16 protein-coding genes are annotated in these 15,988 nt (G+C 65.1%); 7 read left to right on the top strand and 9 right to left on the bottom strand.

The genetic code is table 11. The features are described from left to right. Positions 1–25: 25 nt before the first annotated feature. Positions 26–367 carry a hypothetical protein gene (locus tag OC450_RS12480; protein WP_211381610.1) on the top strand — a complete coding sequence of 114 codons (342 nt, stop codon included), beginning with the start codon at positions 26–28 and terminating at the stop codon, positions 365–367. A gap of 54 nt (positions 368–421) precedes the next feature. On the opposite strand, the gene OC450_RS12475 is transcribed toward OC450_RS12480, so the two are convergent. The 4 genes from OC450_RS12475 to OC450_RS12460 all read right to left on the bottom strand — a co-directional run bounded on the left by OC450_RS12475 (position 422) and on the right by OC450_RS12460 (position 3,933). Next, positions 422–1,045 (bottom strand): N-acetylmuramoyl-L-alanine amidase, encoded by a 624-nt coding sequence (locus tag OC450_RS12475; RefSeq protein ID WP_262047969.1) that lies wholly within the window; start codon positions 1,043–1,045, stop codon positions 422–424. Between the two features lie 34 nt (positions 1,046–1,079). Continuing rightward, positions 1,080–2,291, bottom strand: a complete 1,212-nt coding sequence (locus OC450_RS12470) for a GGDEF domain-containing protein (RefSeq protein WP_211381608.1) — start codon at positions 2,289–2,291, stop codon at positions 1,080–1,082. A 576-nt stretch (positions 2,292–2,867) separates the two neighbouring features. Next, complete coding sequence (locus tag OC450_RS12465; protein ID WP_211381607.1) at positions 2,868–3,479, bottom strand: LysE family translocator; 612 nt, start codon at positions 3,477–3,479, stop codon at positions 2,868–2,870. A gap of 79 nt (positions 3,480–3,558) precedes the next feature. After that, on the bottom strand, positions 3,559–3,933 hold the full coding sequence (locus OC450_RS12460) for a response regulator (RefSeq protein WP_211381606.1): 375 nt from the start codon (positions 3,931–3,933) through the stop codon (positions 3,559–3,561). A 118-nt stretch (positions 3,934–4,051) separates the two neighbouring features. On the opposite strand from OC450_RS12460, the gene OC450_RS12455 reads away from it, so the two are divergent. Next, complete coding sequence (locus OC450_RS12455; protein WP_262047968.1) at positions 4,052–4,900, top strand: SDR family NAD(P)-dependent oxidoreductase; 849 nt, start codon at positions 4,052–4,054, stop codon at positions 4,898–4,900. Between the two features lie 63 nt (positions 4,901–4,963). Here the strand turns inward: OC450_RS12455 and OC450_RS12450 are convergent, their stop codons facing one another. After that, on the bottom strand, positions 4,964–5,770 hold the full coding sequence (locus OC450_RS12450) for a lytic murein transglycosylase (RefSeq protein ID WP_211381604.1): 807 nt from the start codon (positions 5,768–5,770) through the stop codon (positions 4,964–4,966). 157 nt (positions 5,771–5,927) lie between these two features. Here OC450_RS12450 and OC450_RS12445 point away from each other — a divergent pair, with 157 nt between their 5' ends. The 3 genes from OC450_RS12445 to OC450_RS12435 all read left to right on the top strand — a co-directional run bounded on the left by OC450_RS12445 (position 5,928) and on the right by OC450_RS12435 (position 8,331). Continuing rightward, positions 5,928–6,455 (top strand): hypothetical protein, encoded by a 528-nt coding sequence (locus OC450_RS12445; protein WP_262047967.1) that lies wholly within the window; start codon positions 5,928–5,930, stop codon positions 6,453–6,455. Positions 6,456–6,571: 116 nt separating this feature from the next. After that, a complete protein-coding gene (locus tag OC450_RS12440; RefSeq protein ID WP_262047966.1) occupies positions 6,572–7,516 on the top strand; it encodes an OmpA family protein in 945 nt (314 codons plus the stop codon). A 578-nt stretch (positions 7,517–8,094) separates the two neighbouring features. Next, positions 8,095–8,331: a hypothetical protein gene (locus OC450_RS12435; RefSeq protein WP_211381601.1), complete on the top strand. Its 237-nt coding sequence runs from the start codon at positions 8,095–8,097 to the stop codon at positions 8,329–8,331. A gap of 115 nt (positions 8,332–8,446) precedes the next feature. On the opposite strand, the gene rpoD is transcribed toward OC450_RS12435, so the two are convergent. Beyond that, positions 8,447–10,603 carry an RNA polymerase sigma factor RpoD gene (gene rpoD, locus OC450_RS12430; protein WP_211381600.1) on the bottom strand — a complete coding sequence of 719 codons (2,157 nt, stop codon included), beginning with the start codon at positions 10,601–10,603 and terminating at the stop codon, positions 8,447–8,449. A 373-nt stretch (positions 10,604–10,976) separates the two neighbouring features. After that, positions 10,977–12,968 carry a DNA primase gene (dnaG, locus tag OC450_RS12425; RefSeq protein ID WP_262047965.1) on the bottom strand — a complete coding sequence of 664 codons (1,992 nt, stop codon included), beginning with the start codon at positions 12,966–12,968 and terminating at the stop codon, positions 10,977–10,979. Positions 12,969–13,129: 161 nt separating this feature from the next. Between dnaG and OC450_RS12420 the strand changes: the two genes are divergently transcribed. Further along, positions 13,130–13,693, top strand: a complete 564-nt coding sequence (locus OC450_RS12420; RefSeq protein WP_262047964.1) for a chlorite dismutase family protein — start codon at positions 13,130–13,132, stop codon at positions 13,691–13,693. Here the strand turns inward: OC450_RS12420 and OC450_RS12415 are convergent. Then, the gene (locus OC450_RS12415; RefSeq protein ID WP_211381597.1) at positions 13,690–14,088 is read right to left on the bottom strand and encodes a gamma-glutamylcyclotransferase; all 399 of its coding nucleotides are present in this window, start codon (positions 14,086–14,088) and stop codon (positions 13,690–13,692) included. The two genes, OC450_RS12420 and OC450_RS12415, sit on opposite strands and share 4 nt — an antisense overlap. 113 nt (positions 14,089–14,201) lie before the next feature. Between OC450_RS12415 and OC450_RS12410 the strand changes: the two genes are divergently transcribed. After that, positions 14,202–15,008 carry an N-formylglutamate amidohydrolase gene (locus OC450_RS12410; RefSeq protein ID WP_262047963.1) on the top strand — a complete coding sequence of 269 codons (807 nt, stop codon included), beginning with the start codon at positions 14,202–14,204 and terminating at the stop codon, positions 15,006–15,008. On the opposite strand, the gene OC450_RS12405 is transcribed toward OC450_RS12410, so the two are convergent. After that, positions 15,005–15,988, bottom strand: coding sequence for a DUF3592 domain-containing protein (locus OC450_RS12405; protein ID WP_262047962.1), 984 nt, complete (start codon positions 15,986–15,988; stop codon positions 15,005–15,007). The two genes, OC450_RS12410 and OC450_RS12405, sit on opposite strands and share 4 nt — an antisense overlap.

Here is a 15,988-nt window from a genome sequence, read left to right as displayed (position 1 = left end):
AGCACCGAGCAAACGGATACACACCGTGGCGATCATCCTGCAATCCACCGTCGGCGGCTTCTCCGCCCAGTTCATGCGCAAGCTGCCGCTGGTCGAGCAGGCGATGCGCGAGCACGGGCTCGAACCGTCGGAGTTCGTGATCTCGAAGGACTACGCCTCGACCGCGACGATCCCGATCATGGGCCCGTTCTTCTTCAACTACAGTGTCTTCTTCGGCGAGGAGAAATTCACCGTCACCGAGCCGAACGACATGGTGTTTCTGGATTACTTCTTCAAACGCGTGCTCGCGGCAGACGATCCGCCGGGGCTGCCGCGGCGACCGGGATTGATCCGGCGGTTTTTCGGATGGATGGCGCAGCCGGTGTAATTGACGCGCATCGTCCCTGCCCCGCCCCGCTTGCGGGGTGAGGGAGCGCGGCCTCTATTCCCCCCAGGTCCTCGCCAGGGTCGCAAGCCAGCAGCCTTCGCAATAGCGCGCATCCTTGTAGTCGATCCAGTTGTGCGCATAGACGTGGTCGAGCGGGATGCCGTAGCGCGCGCGCAGGACCTGGACCAGGATCTTCCATGCTGCGACCTGCGCCTCGGTCGGGCCTGCCGTGACATCGGGATAGTTTCCGGCGAACTCGACGCCGATCGAGTTGTCGCGCACGACCTGGCGATAGGTCGATCTGTTGTCGATGTACTTGTTGTCGTTGCGGTTGGCGCCGTCGCCATGGGTCGGCACCAGATTCTCCGCGACCGCCCAATAGACCGTGCCGTCGGTCTCGACCCAGAGGGTGACGCCGCGGCGCGTCGGGTTCTTCGATTGCTCCTGTGCGCCGCCGCGGGCCGAGCCCGCCGGTCCCTCGGTCTGGTGCACGATGATGTTGCGCCAGGGCCTTGCGCTGGCGACATCGCCCCATGGCGCCAGCCACACCATCTTCAGGCCGGGAATGTCGGGCGTGCCGGAGCCGCGCGCGAGTTTTGCGAGCCCGGCGTCCGTTGCGGCGGCGGGTGCGATCAGGAAGGCGGCGAAAAGCGCCGCGAGCAGGCGAGTCATCATCATGCGGGTCCAGTGCGGACCCGAGCCTAGCACGCCATCAAGCGAATTTGCGTGCGGCCTTGCCCGGCCCGATCGGCTCAGGCGAGAGCGGCGGCGCCGGATCGTAGACGGCAAAGTCGTTCTTGCCGTTCTTCTTGGCGGCGTAGAGGGCGTGGTCGGCATGCGCGATCAGGCGGTCCGGAAACTGGCCGATGTCGCGATCCCACTGCGCGGCCCCGATCGAGATCGCGATCGGGATGTCCTTGCCGTTGCAGGCCGCGGCATCCTGGCGGCAGACCTCGAGCACGCGGCGGGCGATCGCGGCCGCCTCGCGCAAGGACGACGACGGCAGCACGACGCAGAACTCGTCGCCGCCGGTGCGGGCCAGCATGTCGCCGGGCCTTAAGCGGGTCTGCGCCATCAGGGTGAAGTGCTGGAGGCAGGCATCGCCCGCGGCATGACCATGGGTGTCGTTGATGTTCTTGAAGCCATCGAGATCGATCACCAGCAACGAGAACGGCTCGCCGCTGCGCTCCGAGCGGGCGCATTCTTCGCCGAGCCGCTGCAACAGATGCCGCCGGTTGGCGACGCCGGTGAGATCGTCGAGCAGCGCGAGGTCGGCAACCTCGTTGCGCAGGCGGTCCATCGCCATCAGCAGGAAGCCGAAATTGAGCGTCATCGACAGGAACAGGAGGCCGAGCACCATGACGGCGTGGCCCTGGCTGCCGGCGACGGCCGAAAAATCCCCGCCAAGCAGATTGCCCACCACGCGGGCCACGAAGATCCCGATGATGGTGAGGATGACGATGCTGGCGAGCCAGGCGCCGGGACTGACGCGGCCGTCCTGTGGCGACAGCAGAAGCCGCAATGCCAGCAGCAGCGGAACGGCCTGCCCAAGCGTGTAGAAGGTCATGCGCAACTGCATCTGGTCGAAGACGAGCAGGAAAAACGCGGTGCCGCCGACGCTCAGGGCAGCCGTCGCAATCATCATGCGCCAGGCCACCGGCCTGCCGTAGAAGCGCTGAATGCCCATCGCGGCGAAACAGCTTGCGGCGATGATGCCGGCTCCGCCCAACAGGAGCGGCACCGGGGAGGTGACGAACAGGCGGACCAGCGCGGCCATCGCGCCGGTCGCGCCGACGAAGGACGATGCCATCCAGAACCGGGCGGCCGCGAATTTCGGATAGGAGCGCGTCACGTAGGCCCAGATCAGGCCCAGCGCCAGGAAGTTGACGACGAACACGGTCCAGAGTGTCGGCACGTTCAGCATGGCGCGTGCGGTACGCGCAGCCGCGCGCTCCCCGTCCCTTGCAGCCGTCCGTCCATGACCCCGTCCCCGTTTTCTTGCGGGGAACAATGCGGCCGGCGCGCTTAACGGAGTCTCACCGCGTTGCTCGAAAACGCGCCCTTGGTTTTGGATTCATGAACGACTGCGCCGTTGTCGGATCGTTAGGCATGTCGGTGGCGATGGCGCTGCGACGCGGTGATGCGGATTCGCGGGCGGAAAATCACCCGAAAATGCATCTGAGCTGTGGATAACGCGATGACACGGATATGACAGCGCGGGGCAGAAGCGCGCGAATCTGCTGAGCTTGCCGCTGAGGATGTTGCGAGGCTGGCCCTCCGCCGAGCATCCCTCGTGTCGCGTTTAACCATGAACCCTTGAGAGGATACTATGGCTAAGAAAGCGAAGAAGGCGACGAAGAAGAAGGCGAAGAAGGCCAAGAAGGCGAAGAAGAAGTAACGAGGCTTCTTTTTCTTTGCCCGGGTGGAGCTCGCTCCGCCCGGGCGTCGGGTAGGTCCATGAGCTGGAAGATGGCGGGCACAAGGCCCGCTTTTTTATTGCCTACCGCTCGGCGAAAGCGAGCTTGGCGCCAAGGGCGGCGAAGCCGGCGGCAAAACTACGGCGCAGCCAGGCCATGACGCGCGGACGGGAGATGACGCGCTCGCGCACCGAGGCGGCGCAGAGGCCGTAGACCACGAACACCGCGAACGTCATCGCCATGAAGGCGCCGCTCAACTCCAGCATCCGCGCCAGCACATGGGGCTCGTCCGCGGCGATGAACTGGGGCAGGAAGGCGAGGAAGAAGATCGACAGTTTTGGATTGAGGATATTGATCAGGAAGCCGGTGACGATGACCCGGCCGCTCGACCGCTCCTTGATCTCGCCCTCGACCGCCAGCGCCCCGGTCTCGCGCAGCGCCTGCCAGGACATGTAGAGCAGATAGGCGACGCCGCACCATTTCAGCGCGGCGAAGGCGAGCGCGCTGGTATGGAGCACGGCGGCGAGCCCCAGCATCGCGGCCGTCATGTGCGGCACGATCCCGAGCGTGCAGCCGAAGGCGGCAGCGATGCTCGCACGCGAGCCGCGCGTCAGCGCCGCGGCCAGCGTGTAGAGCACGCCGGTGCCGGGCGAGGCGACGACGATGAGCGAGGTGAGCAGGAAGGACAAGGTCATCGGCGGACCTTATCATTGCGCCTCCCGGCAAGAAAGTCGGCAAGAGAACCGGCAAGAAGGGGGCCCCGCAGGCTCGCCTTCAGGACAGCTGCGCGATCTCGGCCTCGCGCAGCACGTCGAGCGGCGCCCACGGCTTGGCCCAGAATTTCGCACCGGCGGGCAAGGGCTGCATCAAGGGGCGGCCCGAGGTGACGACGACGTCGAGCCGGGGATTGCGGTCCTTGGCGACATGCGCGAGCTCGACCCCGTTCATGCGCCCTGCAAGCTGCACGTCCGTCAGCATCAGGCAGAGCGCGCCCGCGTCCTTGTCGAGGATGCGCTCGGCGGCCTCGGCACTTTCGCACTGGATGACCAGGTAGCCGCTCTCCTCCAGCAGAAGACAAAGCATCTCCCGCTGCATGGCATCGTCCTCAACGATCAACGCAGTGGCACGAAATGGTTCTGCCTGGCCCATGGCGGCTCCAATGCTGCTTGAGTAGCGTAAGTTAAGGAGCCAATTCGCCTCCGGTTCGGTTCCATTTTGAAAAAATGTACATCATAGTTCCACGTGAACGGCTTGACGGGGGGAGATCATGACTGCGATTCGCGGCGCCGCCGCCATTACCGGAGCCGCAAGCGGCATCGGCCGCGCGCTGGCGATCGAGCTTGCGCTACGCGGCTGCGATCTCGCGCTTGCGGACCGCGACGAGGCCGGGCTGAAGACGCTCGCCGCCGAGATCGGCCAGGGACCGGACAAGGCCCGCAAGTTCAGCGTGCACCGCGTCGACGTCGGCGAGCCCGGCGACATCGCAGAGTTCGCACGTGAGGCGACGATGGCGCATCCCTCGCTCGGCATTGTCGTCAACAATGCCGGCGTGGCGCTGATGGGCTCGTTCGAGGAGATCGACCAGGCGCAGATGGACTGGCTGTTCGACATCAATTTCTGGGGCGTGGTGCACGGCACGCGCGCCTTCCTGCCGCATCTGAAGACGATGGAGGCGGCGCACATCGTCAACCTCTCCTCGATCTTCGGCATCATCGCGCCGCCGGGCCAGTCGGCCTATGCGGCGGCGAAATTCGCGGTGCGCGGCTTTTCCGAGAGCGTGCGGCACGAGCTTGCGGTGGCGGGGAGCTCCGTAAAGCTCTCGGTCGTGCATCCCGGCGGCGTCGCCACCGCCATCGCCCGCAATTCGCGCACCGGCGTCGGCGTCACCGACAATGCGCGCCGCGCGCAATCGATCGAGCGGTTCGAGAACGCAGCCAAGACCACGCCGAGGGACGCCGCGCTGCGCATCATCAAGGGCATCGAGAAAAACGAGCCGCGCATCCTGATCGGCAACGACGCCCGCTTCATGGACCTGCTGCAGCGTTTCCGCCCGGGTACGTACTGGGCGCCGCTGCAGCGACGGCTGGAGAAGATGGCGAAGGGGGCGGCGCAATAGCTCAGTGACGCGGCACTGTCTCCGCTCGTCATTGCGAGAAGCGCAATGACGAGCGGCGTGGTCTCACTGCCCCGCCAGCCGATCGGCGAAATAGCCGATGGTCTTGCGGTAGATCACTGCCCTGTTCCATTCGCGCATGGCCTCGAAATTGGCGGTGCCTTCGCCATAGGGCTGGCCCATCTTGAAGCCGCTGGTGTGGAGCAGGTTCGCGGTCGAGGCGAGCACGTCGGGAACGCTGTGGCGGAGATCGACGTGGCCGTCGCCGTCGAAATCGACGCCGTATTTGATGTAGGACGACGGCAGGAACTGGGTCTGGCCGATCTCGCCGGCATAGGCGCCGATCAGGTCGCGCAGCGGAAGGTCGCCGCGCTGCACGATCTTGAGCGCTGCGAGCAGTTCGCCCTGGAACAGCTCGGTGCGGCGGCAATCATGCGCCAGCGTCGCCAGCGTGCGGATCACCGGCAGCTTGCCGATGTCGCCCTTGCCGAAATCGCTCTCCAGCCCCCAGATCGCGACCAGGATATAGCGCGGCACGCCGAACTGCTGCTCGATGCGCGAGAGCAAGGCTGCGTGACGCTGGAGCAGCGCTCGGCCGCCATTGATGCGGCCGGGACCGACGCGGGTCGAGACATACTGCTCGAAGCTCTTGTTGAAGGTGTAGCGCTGGCGCCGGTCGAAGGCGAGCACCGCGCCGTCCTGGGCGATGCCGCTGAAGGCCGCGCTGGTCACGCCCGCCGAGACGCCGGCGGCCTGCGCTTCCGAGGTCATGCTGGCGACAAAGCTGTTGAAGTCGCCGCCGCAGCGCGCGGCCTGCGCCGATCCGCCGGCCAGACAGACGATGAAAGCGGTGGCCGCAGCGTATCTCAGCATGTCGAGCGATCTCCCAAATCCTAGTGCAAAGCAGCGCGCGCGATCATGCCCGGGAAAGCGGCGACCGTCAAAGCGGCACGCTTGATCCGCATCAACGTGTCTCACGCCCTGCCTTCTAGATTGAGTAAGACGGCAGAGCCGCCCAGGAGACTAGCCGATGACCGGAATTACCTTGAACGCCGAGCAGATTCGCAACGCACCCGCACCGGTGCGGCAATGGATCGAGCAGGAGGTGATCGCCTCGCTCGGCCTTGCGCCGCGGACGCCTGCGGCCGCGCCGCCGCAGGCCGCCCATCTCGTCGCCTGTCGCGTGGAAGACATCGCCGGCGTGCTTGAGCACATCCGCGGCATGCTTCCCGCCGTGAACGTGCTGCTCGAGCTCGGCCGTCCCGGCATCAGCATCGGTCAGCCCGCGGTGATGACGTTCCGCCTGATGGACATCCTGCATCACACCCGCCTGCAGGACGTCAGTCAGGTCATGACCTGCCTGGAGATGATCAACCAGGCGCTGACCGAGGTGCGGAAAGATCCGTCGGCCCGGTTTTGCGGCTTCGACAATGAGGGCCACTGCCTGATCGCACTGCAGACCCAGGCCAGCATCGCAACGCTGTGGCAGACCATCATGGAACGCCAGCAGGCGGCGCAGGCGCACGAGCCAGGCAGCCGGATGGCACCCGCGGCTTGAAACCGGCCGCGGCTTTCCGGGCAATCGGCAAGGGAATGGGCCATCGGTGAGAACCGGCGGCGTGGTGCAGGCGACTAACGTCTGCGCCCCGTTTCCTCAACCCACAGAGAGTGCCAATGCCCGCGCCGCGAAACAGCCCCGGATCGCTCGTCCTTGCCGCCCTGCTCTCCCTTCTCGCCGTCACCACAGCTTCCGCGCAGACGCGCGATGTCGCAGGCAGCCGCGACTATCCCGGTATCGGCCGGTTCGCCGGCAGCGTCATCACCGGCTACGTGATGAAGGATTTTGACGCGGCACGGATGCAGGCGGCGCCCTTCAAGGACGGCCAGCCGACCGACGCGCGGCGTCTCGAGGGCCGCGTCTTCCGCATCGCCTATCGCACCAATCCCGGCCCCTCGATCCTGGAGGTTTCGCGCAATTTCGAGACCCAGCTTGCGAAGGCCGGCTTCGAGACGTTGCTGGCGTGCGACACCGATGCCTGCGGCGCCATTCCGTTCACGGAAAGCATCGACACGCTGCCGGTGCCGCAGATGTGGGTCGACGGCTTCAACTATCGCTATTTTGCCGGCCGCAAGACCGAGGGCGGGCGCGAGACCTATTCCAGCGTCATCGTCAGTCAGAACAACCAGGATATCACCGCGCAGGTCACCGTCGCCGAGCTCGGCGCCATCGCCAACAAGATGGTCGATGCCCCCGCGATGGCCAAGGGTCTTGGCGAGACCGGTCACATCGCGCTCTACGGCATCTATTTCGACACCGACAAGGCCGTGCTCAAGCCGGAGAGCCGCCCGACGCTGGAGCAGATCGCAAAGCTCCTGATCGGCCAGCCGCAACTCAACGTCTTCATCGTCGGCCACACCGATAGCCAGGGCGCCTATGAATACAATCTCGACCTGTCGAAACGCCGCGCCGAAGCGGTCGCGGCCGAACTGGTGAAGAACTTTCGCATCGCGCAGACGAGGCTGCGCACCGCCGGTGTCGGATTGCTGGCGCCGGTCGGCTCCAATGCGACCGACACCGGCCGCGCGCTCAACAGGCGGGTGGAACTGGTGGCGCCATAGCTCCTGCTTGTCATTGCGAGGCGCGCGACTTCTCCGCCGAGAGCGAAGGCGGAAGCCGCGATCTGCAACGCGCAATTGCGCATCGCATGGAACTCGCTCGTGCATTGGAACACAACCTGTGCACGCAGACGGGAAGACATGCAGGAAAATGCGCTTTTCGACAAAGCGCGCACCTGTCGCTGCATTGCGAGAGCAGCACACATGAACAAGTGATTTGGCCTTCCAATTGAAATGCGCAGCCCGCATCGCAACTGGATATCGCGATCGCGCATATCTGATGCGCTCGCTGCGACATCAGCGCTTCCGCATTTATCTTGCCACGGCATGGCTCGAGTTATAGTCTTCTATTCTAGGTTGTCGCCCCGCCAGCCCCGGGCGACGCTGGAAGACCAAAATAAACGGCGGGCTTTCGCGGCCCGCCGTTTATTCGAGGAAGGGCCGCGCCGGACCTACGTGGCGCGCGACGCTTTCCATCTTGCAAGCCGACATCGTCGATCGATCCCGCCGCGGCCGGGCGCGCCGCGCCGACAATGCGCAAAGCCATTTGACTATGGCGCCCTGATCGACGAAAAGCCGCCATGGCCAAAAAACCCGGAACCAATCCCAAGGGCGAATTCGCCTTTTTCAACGTCTTCTATGAAGACGGCTCCCAACGCTCGAACCGGCGCGTGCCTTCCGAGCTGCTAGGCGGCCTCGACGGCGACGAGCCCGCGCGCGGTTTCATCATGGAGCAGGACCGCGAGATCGCCGAAAAATCCGGCCGCCCGCCGCTGGAGATCAAGGAACTCGAACGGGTCGGCGCGAAGAAGAAATAGGCTCCGCCCGCCGGCGAGACACGCGAAGCGACAGCACAAAGAAAAACGGCGGGCACAGGCCCGCCGTTTTCGTTGGGATGGATGCCCGGGTCAGGCCCGGGCATGACTATCCGAATTAATTGTCCAAGAAGCTCCGCAGCTTCCGCGACCGCGACGGATGCTTCAGCTTCCGCAGCGCCTTCGCCTCGATCTGACGAATACGCTCGCGCGTCACCGAGAACTGCTGGCCGACTTCTTCCAGCGTGTGGTCGGTGTTCATGCCGATGCCGAAGCGCATGCGCAGCACGCGCTCTTCGCGCGGGGTGAGCGAGGCGAGCACGCGCGTGGTGGTCTCGCGCAGGTTCGACTGGATCGCAGCGTCGATGGGGAGGATCGCGTTCTTGTCCTCGATGAAATCGCCGAGATGTGAATCCTCTTCGTCACCAACGGGCGTTTCGAGCGACAACGGCTCCTTGGCGATCTTGAGAACCTTGCGGACCTTCTCGAGCGGCATGCCGAGCTTTTCGGCGAGCTCTTCCGGGGTCGGCTCGCGGCCAATCTCGTTGAGCATCTGGCGGCTGGTGCGCACGATCTTGTTGATCGTCTCGATCATGTGCACGGGGATGCGGATGGTGCGCGCCTGGTCGGCGATCGAGCGGGTGATCGCCTGCCGGATCCACCACGTCGCATAGGTCGAGAACTTGTAGCCGCGGCGGTACTCGAACTTATCAACGGCCTTCATCAGGCCGATGTTGCCTTCCTGGATCAGGTCGAGGAACTGCAGGCCGCGGTTGGTGTATTTCTTGGCGATCGAGATCACGAGACGGAGGTTGGCTTCCACCATCTCCTTCTTGGCCTGACGGGCTTCGCGCTCGCCCTTCTGCACCGAGTGCACGATCTTGCGGAACTCGATGATCTCGAGGCCGGTCAGCGCAGCGAGCTGATGCACCTCGTGGCGGAGGTCCTTGATCCGGTCCTTCTCGTGGTGGACGAAATTCTTCCAGCCCTTGGCCGAAAGCTTCGAGACCCGGTTGAGCCAGCGCGGATCGAGCTCAGAGCCGGTGTAGTTGCGCAGGAAGTCCTCGCGCGCAACGCCGTGGCTGTCGGCGAGGCGCATCAGGCGGCCCTCATGCGAGACGAGGCGCTTGTTGATGTCGTAGAGCTGCTCGACGAGTGAGTCGATACGCGCCTGGTTCAGGCGCAGCGACTTCACCTCGACGATGATCTCGTCCTTGAGCTTGCGGTATTTGCGCTCCTGGTGCGGCGAGAGCGAGGGCCCGTGCGAGGTGCTCTCGAGCTGGTTCTGGATGTCCTGCTCTTGCAGCTTGCGCAGCTTCTTGTAGCTGTCGGCGATCTTGTCGAAGATCTCGACGACCTTCGGCTTGAGCTCGGCCTCGATCGCCGCGAGCGACATCTGGTTCTCGAACTCGTCGTCCTCGTCCATGTCGGCTTCGGCGGCGGACTCCGCAGGATCCTTCTCGGCTTCGCCGGCATTGCCGGGCGCGGGCGCGGCGCGGAACGGGGTCGGCGACGGCGGCGCGGCGGGCGGCGCCACATGCGCGGGCGCTGCACCCGTGGCAGCGGCCTGTCCGCCTTCGGCCTGGGCTTCACCGTTCTCGCCGTTGGGACCGGCGATCATCGCATTGTTCATGCCGGCCTTGGCGTCGGGGCCGGCATAGGTCGCTTCGAGATCGATGATGTCGCGCAGGAAGATCTTGCCTTCGTTGAGCTCGTCACGCCAGATGATGATGGCCTGGAAGGTCAGCGGGCTTTCGCACAGACCTGCGATCATCGCCTCGCGGCCGGCCTCGATGCGCTTGGCGATCGCGATTTCGCCTTCGCGCGACAGCAGCTCGACGGTGCCCATCTCGCGCAGATACATCCGCACGGGATCGTCGGTGCGCTCGCCCGGCTCGCTCTTCTTGACCTCGGTGACGGCCTTCTGGGTGACCTCGACGAGCTCGTTGTCGGTCTCGTCCTCGCCGCCCTCGTCCTTGTCCTCCTCGCCTTCGCTATCGTCGGCTTCGGTGACGTTGATGCCCATGTCCGAGAGCATGGACATGATGTCCTCGATCTGCTCGGGGGAGGTCTGGTCGGACGGCAAAACTTCGTTGAGCTGATCGAAGGTCACGAAGCCGCGCTTCTTGGCCTGCTTGATCATCTTCTTCACTGCCGCGTCGGACAGGTCGAGCAAGGGCGAGGGCGCGTCCTGGGAGTCCTTCTCCGGCGCGTCCGCTGCCTTGTCGTCTTTTTCCTTGTCCTTCGCCTGCAGCGTCTTTGCCTTGGTGGCCATCCATTGCTCCTAAACGCGCTTCATGCAGGACGTTCGCCGCTGCCTGAATTCACTTGAACCTGTTGCCCGACGCTCTCGCTTCGGCAGCTCTCGACACGGAAAGGGCGGCGCGCATATCTCTCGCCACCCCCAAACTTTCTCTCGCCGGAATTGCCTAACGCTTCGTCAGCCTCTTTGTCGCAGCGGATGCAGGTGTAGTGCCAACAGCGATTGCGCGGATTCATTCCTGACGCGTCTGTTCTGCCTGCGGCCGCCTGGTGGCCAAAGTGCTACAAGACCGTTAAGCCTCGATTAACCCTGTTTTTGCCGCCAAACCTTGGATTTGGCGAGTCTTTTAGCGGTTCCGGCCGCGGCCGTCCGCATGATTCTTTCATCACACGCTCTTCTGGAACCGGCCCGACAGCTCGCCAAAACCCTCGATCAGGGCTTCGGTGCCGTCGACCTCGGCCAGCCGCGCCTTGACGTCGCGCAGCCACGCCAAATTGGCCTCGCTGGGGTCCTCCCCCAAGGCCAGCTCGGCGTCCTTCAACTCTCTAAGTAGTGAATGGTATTGCCGATGCAAGGCAACCAGCTGGTGCCAGGTGGAGAGAACGTCGTCCTGCGCCGCGCCCTCGCGGGCACCCCACACCGCCGCGGTCGTGATACCGTTCTCAACCCTTTGAAGAACCTGAGAAAATCCACCCTTGTCGAGATCGCCGCGCATCTTCTCGGCGCGCTCGCCGGGGTCCGGCGAGTGGTGATGGTCGTTGGCGAAGGCGGCGATGATGCCGGCCCGTAGCTTGTGGGCCTCGGGATGGGCCAGCTCCAGGGCCGCGACTTCCTCGAGATGATCGTGCAGCAGCCAGGGATGGTTGATCAGGCACTGCAGGATCAGGGCCTCCCGGCGCGAGATGGCACTGCGCTGGCCGCGCATGATCGGGCTCGCGGCAAGCTGGGGACTCGCCGCCTGGTAGGGGCCGGCGGGTATCTGGATCGGACCCGGCGCGCCGCGGCCACCGAATCGATTCGCTGGTCCGCCGCCACGGGGCTGGAACTGACGGCCCCCGGAATTGGGCCGGAAATTGCCACGGCCGGCGAAGCCGCCGCGCCCGCTCTCCGGCGCGAACGTGCGCTGAAGCCGCTCGGCGAGATCCTGGCGATAATAGCGCCGCACCACCTCGTCGCGGATGCCGCCCGCGAGCTCCTTGATGCGCGCCTCCAGCGCCGCGCGGCGTTCGGGAGTGGCAAAGTTGCCGCCCTCCAGCTCGCGCGACCAGAGCATGTCGGCAAGCGGGCGCGCCGCCGCGATCACCTCTTCCATCGCGCCTCGACCGCCGGAGCGCACGAGATCGTCGGGGTCCTGCCCTTCCGGCAGCAGCGCAAAGCGCAGGCTCTTGCCGGGGCTGAGGAACGGAAGCGCAAGGTCGGCCGCACGATACGCGGCCTTCTGACCGGCGCGGTCGCCGTCAAAGCAGAGGATCGGTTCGTCCGCCATCTTCCAGAGCAGTGCGAGCTGGTTTTCGGTGAGCGCAGTGCCGAGCGGCGCCACGCTGCCGGCAAAACCCGCCGTGACCATGGCGATGACGTCGACATATCCTTCGACCACGATAAGTGCGCTGCCGTCATGGGTCGCTTTGCGCGCGGTCTGGTGATTGTAGAGATTGTCGCCCTTGTGGAAGAGCGGCGTCTCCGGCGAGTTCAGATATTTGGCCGGAACGTCCTTCTCCAGCGCGCGCCCGCCGAAGGCGATGACGCGGCCGCGCATGTCCGTGATCGGAAACATCACGCGGTCGCGGAAGCGATCATAGGGCACGGGGATGTCGTTGCCGGCGACGAGCAGCCCGGTCTCGACCATGTCGTCGACGGAGATTCCGAGCTGGCCGAGATGCTCCTTGAGCGCGAAGCGGTCGGGCGCGGCATAGCCGAGGCGAAACTGCAACTGCGTTCCCGGCGAGATCGCACGGTCAGCGAGATAACCGCGTGCCTTGGCACCGAAGCGCGAGGCCAGCGTCTCCGCAAAGAATTTTGCGGCAAGATCCATGACGTCATGCAGCGACTTGCGCCGCTGTTCGTGCCGCGCCGCATCCGGCGTCACCGCAGGCAGCGGCAGGCCGGCCAGACTGGCGAGCCGCTCGACGGCTTCGGCAAACGGCAAGCCGTCGGTCTCCATCACGAAGGTGATGATGTCGCCGTGCTTGCCGGAGGAGAAGTCGTGGTAAAAACCCTTCTGGTCGTTGACGTAGAAGGACGGCGTCTTCTCCTGCTGGAACGGCGACAGCCCCTTCCACTCCCGCCCCGCCTTCTTCAGCTTGACGCGCTTGCCCACGACTTCGGACACCGAAAGCCGGGCGCGAAGCTCGTCGAGGAATTGTGGCGTGAAGCGCATGATGCTGATTTCTGGGCTGAGTCGGCATTATGGCCAACCGGATAGGCATATAGGGATGGCCCTCGGAAATACGAAGCATGTGTGGCTTCTCCCGGCTATTCACAGGTCGAAAGTTTCGACGGAAAGCTTGAACCCGGCCCGGTTCCACGCTTCGATAGGGCATGTTCAGGACCTTTCGAGGCGGTCAGAGCGGGGGCTGGCGCGTCACCTCGATTTCGCCCGTGACGGGCGAGCCCCTGCCCTTCATGCCAGCGCTGTCGGTCACCGACAGCGAGGCCATCGCGTTGCCGCTGGTGCCCTCGCGCAATGCCTGGCGGCTGGTCGGCGCCGCGAGCAGCTTGCGCTACACTGAGCGCGCCGAGAAGCAGCAGCTGGTGGCCGTGCAGGCCGGCCTCGGCCGACTGGAAGCAACCAGCGCGGCGCTGATCCCGATCCGCAAGTCGCAGGCCTGGTGGGAGCTCACCCAGGAAGAGCGCCGCAGGATCTTCGAGGACAAATCGCATCACATCGCGAGCAGCCTGCGCTACCTGCCCGCCATCGCCCGCCAGCTCTATCACTGCCGCGACCTCGGCGGTCCGTTCGATTTCCTGACCTGGTTCGAATTCGCCCCCACGCACGCCTCGCTGTTCGAGGAGCTGGTCGCGATGCTGAGGCGGACCGAGGAGTGGACCTATGTCGAGCGCGAGGTGGATGTGCGCGCGGTGAAGGAAGTGCTGTCGGCCTAGTGATCCAGGAAACGACCGGACTCGATGACGGGCAGGTCAATGACGGGCCAGTTGTAGACGTAGGTCCAGGCTTTCTCGGTGGCCCCGTCCGGCAGTGTCACGTCGATCAGCTCGCGCAGATATTCCGTCGGTTCAGGAAAGCCCTCGCCGCAGGCTTCGTACATGTCGAGCTCGCCCAAGAGTTCGTCGCCCGCGCGCAGGTGAAATAGCTCGCCGTGCACGCGATCGGACGGCGCCTCGGACAGCAGCAATCCCGGATAGTGTTTCACCAGGACGAGCCGGCCGCGGCAGGTCGCCTCCCCGAGGAAGTCCGCATGCGCCGCGAGCAGCCGCGCCATCGGATGGTCGAAGCCGCGCATCAGGGTGCCGTAGACGAAAAGGCGATCGGAGGTCATGGAGCTTGTTATCCCGCGAACGGGCGCCCATTCAAGCCGTCTTCGCAATAGTGCTTTGGGGCCCCATGCTTTATAGCCTAGCGGATCAGTGCTGCTTCGACAGGCAACCCCGTATGGATACAGACGCAACAGGCGCGCTATCTCAACTGCTCGGCGAGGGCGAGGCCCATCCGGTCCATGAAGTCAACACGGCCGGCCAATCGCCCTTTCTGCTGACCTCGGATCATTACGGACGGATCCTGCCCCGCGCGCTCGACGATCTCGGCGTCGCAGGCAGCGAGCTGACGCGGCACGTTGCCTGGGACATCGGCATTGCCGGCGTCGCCGACCGGCTGGCAGAGATGCTGGATGCGCATTTGATCGCGCAGCGCTACTCGCGGCTGGTGATCGATTGCAACCGCCCGCCGGCCGCCGTGAGCTCGATCCCGTTGATTTCCGAAGCAACCGCGATCCCGGGCAACGAAGGGATCACGGAGCAGCAGCGCACCGCAAGGCGCCGCGAAATCTTCGAGCCCTATCACGGTCGCATCGAGGCCGCGATCGACCGCCGCCTGCACGACAAGCAACCGACGGTGCTGGTGTCGCTGCACAGCTTCACGCCGGTCTATGCCGGCGTCGCGCGCCCCTGGCACATCGGCGCACTCTACAATCGCGACACCGTGCTGCCGCAGCTGCTGCTCAGGCACCTCCGCGCCGAGGGCGATCTCGTCGTCGGCGACAACGAGCCCTATGCCGTGAACGACCTCACCGACTACACCATCCCCGTCCACGGCGAGGCCCGCGGCCTCGTCAACACCGGCATCGAGATCCGTCAGGATCTGATCGCCGACCAGTCCGGCCAACAGCAATGGGCCGAGCGGCTGGCGCGGATCTTTGCGGAGATCGAGGTGGAGCTGCGGGCGGCGAGGCCGGTCGACTAGCTCCCCCGTGTCGCGACGAACATCGCGAGCGCGGCGAAGATCGCGGCAATGCCCCACAGCACAAAGGCAATGCGGCCAGCGCCGCCTGCATCGAGCGTTGCCTCGGCCGGGTTGTCGGGATTGACGCGAACCTCGACGGTCGCGCCGTCCTGGTAGCGCGACATCAGCTTGCGCAGCATGTCATCAGAAGCCGACGGCGTACCGGCAGCGACGCGCGCGCATTCATTGGTGTAGCTGACGTTCTGATAGAGGTAGGTGTAGGTCACCCGCTTGCCGGACATCTCGGTGCCCCGCGCCTCGCCGGGTTCGCTGGCCTCGCGATAGTCCTCGATCCCCGACAGCTTGATGGTGCCCGGCACCACCGGCCAGCGCGTCGCCATCGACGCCTGCCGGTGCACGGCATACCCCATCAGCGCGATGACGAGGCCGAACGCGGCAAAGGCGACCACGAGGCCGGCGAGATCGGGCCGTCCGACGTGGTGCGCGAGATAGGCATAAGTCTGGTTGAGGCCGAAGGCCGAGCCGAACACGATGGCAAGCACGACCACCGTGCCGATGCCGAGGCAGCCCCACAGCCCCTTGGGAAGGTCGCGCTCGAGCACGGCCTGATCGGGATGGCGAGGATTGTAATAGACGGTGACGATCGTGCCGGCGGGATATTTCGCGAGCTTCTCGGCGACCTGAAAATTGCCGAGGTCCTCGCCGATCGAGATACGGTTGCAGCGCAGCTTGCGGCCACCGACCGAATATTCGTAAGTCACGTTCGCAAAGTTGCGGCTTTCGAGGCGAGAGCCTCCCTCGCGATCGTCGTCGAAAACCTTGACGTCGCGCAATTCGGCGACCGAGGTCATGACCTTGCCGGGCGTTTGCGGCCAGTTTCGCGCCTCGCGCACCTGCCAGGTCTTGACGATGGCGGCGACCAGGATGAGCCCGAGCGGTGCGAGCAGCATCGCATAGACGAACCATGGCAGATCGGGCAC

Source organism: Bradyrhizobium sp. Bra78, from assembly GCF_024519855.1.
Classification (GTDB): domain Bacteria; phylum Pseudomonadota; class Alphaproteobacteria; order Rhizobiales; family Xanthobacteraceae; genus Bradyrhizobium; species Bradyrhizobium japonicum_G.
This window is presented reverse-complemented; position numbering and strand designations above follow the sequence as displayed.